This is a genomic window from Nitrospira sp. BLG_2, from assembly GCF_049222245.1.
The window spans coordinates 1-3809 of sequence record NZ_JBLYIG010000506.1; the positions used below are offsets into that span (position 1 = coordinate 1).

Here is a 3809-nt window from a genome sequence, read left to right on the forward strand (position 1 = left end):
GGATGGCAAGAAGCCGGTCGCTTTCATACCCCATGAGTTCGCCAATGGCCACAGCCCCTTTTTTATAATGTTCGATGATGCCGGGCTCGGCAATTTTGGAATAGATATAGGCGACGCCACCGACCACGCAATCCCGTTGGAGTCGCGCAAGAAGACGATCTTCGGTATCGATCCCGTTCTGTAGGGTGAGAATCACGGTTTTTTCGGTCAGCACCGGTTCAATTTGGTTCACGACTTCGTCGAGATCATAGGCTTTCACCCCAAGCACAATGAGATCCGGACGAGGAAGCCGCCGCGCATCCGAGGCTGCCTGTGGCCTCACCGTAAATGTTCCCTCGGCACTGCGGATCGTCAGTCCATTTTGTTTTACCGCCGCCAGCGTGTTCGGCCGAAGCAAGAACGACACGTCGGGATTATTCTTGGCCAATCGCGCCCCAAAAACTCCGCCGACTGATCCGGCGCCGACCATCATGATCTGTCTCATGCGCTTATCCTCATGGTTGCCTGTGAAACGGGTCGTACTATAGCATGCGGTTGCGCGTCGACGCAGCCGCTCTTGGAGGTCGGAAACATCATGGCGTCCGGTTCGAATCTTGGGATCGTTAAACAACGACTGGCCGCTGCCCGACGCATCACCGTGCTCACCGGCGCCGGTATCTCGGCCGACAGCGGCGTGCCGACGTTTCGCGGAGCGGACGGCTTATGGCGAAATTATCGAGTGGAAGATCTCGCCACACCCGAAGCTTTCCAGCGGGACCCGCGCCTCGTGTGGGAGTGGTACAACTGGCGGCGCGAGCTGATCGCCACAAAGCAGCCGAATGAGGCTCACAAAGCTATCGCCAAACTGGAGCGCCGCTGTCCGGACTTTTGGCTGATTACGCAAAATGTGGACGGGCTCCATCGAGACGCCGGCTCACAGAAAGTCTCGGAGATTCACGGCAACATCTGGAAAATTCGCTGCACCGGCTGTGGCGTGGTGGAAGACAACCGCGATGTGCCGGTTCCCCTCCTCCCGTCCTGTCCCCGTTGCGAAGCGCTGCTCCGGCCTCATATCGTCTGGTTCGGAGAATCCTTATGTACAGTCGATCTGGACTCCTGCTCCAGAGCACTCCAACACTGCGACGTCTTGCTCGTCATCGGCACATCCGGCGTCGTCTATCCGGCCGCGGGGTTCGCATCCGTTGCCAAAGAAGCCGGTGCATTCGTCGCTGAGATCAATCCGGATTCCACACCACAATCATCATTGGTTGATGTGTCACTGCAAGGGCGCGCGAAGGACCTCGTGCCGTTACTGTTCGATCCGATCTAGAAGTGGGAACAGCTCCTCCAAGCTCTTTATGGTTCGAACGCCCGATTCCTGCTGTTTTCCCTCTCGGTCTAACAGGACGGCGTGAAGCCCGGCCTTCGTCGCTCCTTCCACGTCGTCTCGCAGGCTATCCCCGATATGCATGGCTTCTTCCGGATCGACGGCATGCTTCTCCAGCGCGACCTGAAAGATCCGAGGCGCTGGTTTTGCCGCTTGCGTCAAACTTGAGATCGTCATCGTATCGAATACATCGGCGATCCCGAGTCCCCGCATCACGGCAAACAGGCGGGAATCGAAATTCGAGATGATACCGAGCTCCAAATTCCGCGCTTTAAGCCGAGTCAAGGTGGAAGCTGTTTCAGGAAACAAGCGCCATGTTCGATGGTCTTCAAACACACGAAACACCTGATCGAAGAACTCGTCGAATCGCTCGAACATGCCCACACGATAGAAGACATGATGAACGATATCGAACCACCACAGCCGTTCGCTTTGCTTGATTCGTGCCGGTTCACCCGCGGCAAAGACCGGCGGCGAGGCTTCGCGAAACGCTCTGCTGAACGCTTGTTTGATGGCTTCCAACGAATCCGGTTTCTGTGGAAAGCCGAATTCAACTGCCTGTCGAAGATAAATCTCAGCGACCGACCCATGCACGTGAAAGAGGGTATCGGCTGCATCGAAAAACACCACTCGGATCGATGATCCCATGATGGTTTCCCCTGTCGTATTCCGGCAACCGCGCGTGCCGAAATACATCGTGAATCCAATCACCTATCGATGGTTTTCTTGACAAAGAATACCCCCCTTGCTAGCTTCGAAGAAACCAAAAAGTTGGGAGAGTTTTTATGGCTTTGCCGATCTTTGTCGTGGACAGTAGCCCCGCAGTGAGGCGGCTGGTGGAACAGATCTCAACTCCGGAAGGGTTCGAGGTTGTCGGATTTCAAGACGGACCCGCCGCCCTCGAGGCCGCTCGACGGAGTTCGCCATCACTAATTATCGCTGACTACCATCTCGACAACATGACATTTTCAGGGTTTTGCAAGGAGATCAACAAGCTGGACAACCTGACGGAGACTTATCTTATTTCGTTGGTGAATCCGGCTGATCGTCCGGACGAAAATCACCTCCGCACATTGGGTGTCAAAGCTTTCCTGAAGAAACCGTTTCAATCTGAGGATTTGCTCGGCGTGCTGAAGTCTCTTCAGCAGAACCAGGCTGCTGCTTCGAACGGCAAGAACCTGAAACGGCGCGTCTGGCCGCCGAGTTCGACTTCAACCGACTCCGATGATGAGGCGATCGGTTCGTCGGCAAGTGGTGACGGCGAAGAGGAGCTTATGGACGAGCCAAGCAGCGCACCTGGGACATCAGTGACGCCCCCGGCCACCCCTGCTGCTCCAGAAGATGCCATGAAGGGGCTCTTCGACCAACTCTTGCAATCGATGAATACACGAAGCCAGCAGAGTCTCGCCCGACTGCTTCCTCACGTGGTCGATGAGAAATTGAGGACCCATGTCCAACCAGCCGTTCAGAAGGAACTGCAAGCACAACTCGGAAGCATCCTTTCTCACGAATATCTCGCAACGATCATTCACCCCCTGATCTCTCAGGCATTGCCAGCCCTTATTAGAAAAGAACTCGAGGTCAGTGAGCCCCTTATCCGGCAAACCTTGTGCGATCTGAGCAAAGCTGCCCTCGGAGAGAGCGTCGATCGATTGGTCAAGGATCAGGTCGAATCCGGCATTCATCGATACTTACCCGCCGCGGTGCGGGAACAGCTGGGATCGGTCGAGGAGTTGGTCAAAGATGAGCTTCAACGTGCGGTACTGAAACAGGCCCCGCTATTAACGGATGACTTGGTGAGAGCGACTGTTGGACAAACCGTCGAACAGGCCGTTCAGCGAATCGTGCCTGATATCGCCGAGGAGCATATCAAGGCCGAACTCAAACGTCTGATCGAAACTGAAGAAGCATCACATCCTCCTCAGACCTAACTTTTCTTGCCCCGCTTCCCTCGTCGAGCTTTGGCCAGAGCTTTCACTCGTTTGACATTCTTTCGGTGTTTCTTCCGCGTTTTCCGATCCTTCTCACGACCTCGTGCCATAGTCCTCCTGCTGCAATGTGTCTAATGATCTGCTTGTGGGCGACTGTATAGCACATGCCTCAGAAGGCCACAAGCAGAGACTGATGCCATTTTCCGAACAACGTAGACATGCTAAGATGCCGACCTCACTTTGGGAATTAATTCAATGGCTCCATTCCAACTCGAAAAAGCCTACGATCCGAAAGCCGTCGAAACTCGATGGTCGCGTGAATGGATTGCGCGCGGATACTTCCACGCTTCACCGGATCAACCAGGCCAACCATATTGTATCGTCATCCCTCCGCCGAACGTCACGGGATCGCTTCATGTCGGCCATGCGCTTAATCATTCGCTCCAAGATATTCTGATCCGGTGGCGGCGCATGCAGGGACGGAATACCCTCTGGCTCCCCGGAACCGACCA

General features: G+C 55.2%; 5 protein-coding genes. 3 read left to right on the top strand and 2 right to left on the bottom strand.

Annotated elements, in window-relative coordinates:
- Nucleotides 1–484: ketopantoate reductase family protein (locus tag ACOSYY_RS13705; protein ID WP_421663074.1), on the bottom strand; the 484-nt coding region annotated here is incomplete at its 3' end.
- A 90-nt stretch (nt 485–574) separates the two neighbouring features.
- Here ACOSYY_RS13705 and ACOSYY_RS13710 point away from each other — a divergent pair.
- On the top strand, nt 575–1309 hold the full coding sequence (locus tag ACOSYY_RS13710) for an SIR2 family NAD-dependent protein deacylase (RefSeq protein ID WP_421663076.1): 735 nt from the start codon (nt 575–577) through the stop codon (nt 1307–1309).
- Here the strand turns inward: ACOSYY_RS13710 and ACOSYY_RS13715 are convergent.
- Complete coding sequence (locus ACOSYY_RS13715) at nt 1289–2014, bottom strand: HAD-IA family hydrolase (RefSeq protein WP_421663077.1); 726 nt, start codon at nt 2012–2014, stop codon at nt 1289–1291. The two genes, ACOSYY_RS13710 and ACOSYY_RS13715, sit on opposite strands and share 21 nt — an antisense overlap.
- A gap of 137 nt (nt 2015–2151) precedes the next feature.
- Between ACOSYY_RS13715 and ACOSYY_RS13720 the strand changes: the two genes are divergently transcribed.
- Nucleotides 2152–3297, top strand: coding sequence for a response regulator (locus ACOSYY_RS13720; RefSeq protein ID WP_421663079.1), 1146 nt, complete (start codon nt 2152–2154; stop codon nt 3295–3297).
- 255 nt (nt 3298–3552) lie between these two features.
- Nucleotides 3553–3809 (top strand): class I tRNA ligase family protein (locus ACOSYY_RS13725; protein WP_421663081.1); only part of this gene is annotated, 257 nt, incomplete at its 3' end.

What these genes read in the sequence shown, in the direction of transcription:
- ACOSYY_RS13710 (WP_421663076.1), top strand. Translation starts at nt 575, where the DNA reads ATGGCGTCCGGTTCGAATCTTGGGATCGTTAAACAACGACTGGCCGCT.
- ACOSYY_RS13715 (WP_421663077.1), bottom strand. Translation starts at nt 2,014, where the DNA reads ATGGGATCATCGATCCGAGTGGTGTTTTTCGATGCAGCCGATACCCTC.
- ACOSYY_RS13720 (WP_421663079.1), top strand. Translation starts at nt 2,152, where the DNA reads ATGGCTTTGCCGATCTTTGTCGTGGACAGTAGCCCCGCAGTGAGGCGG.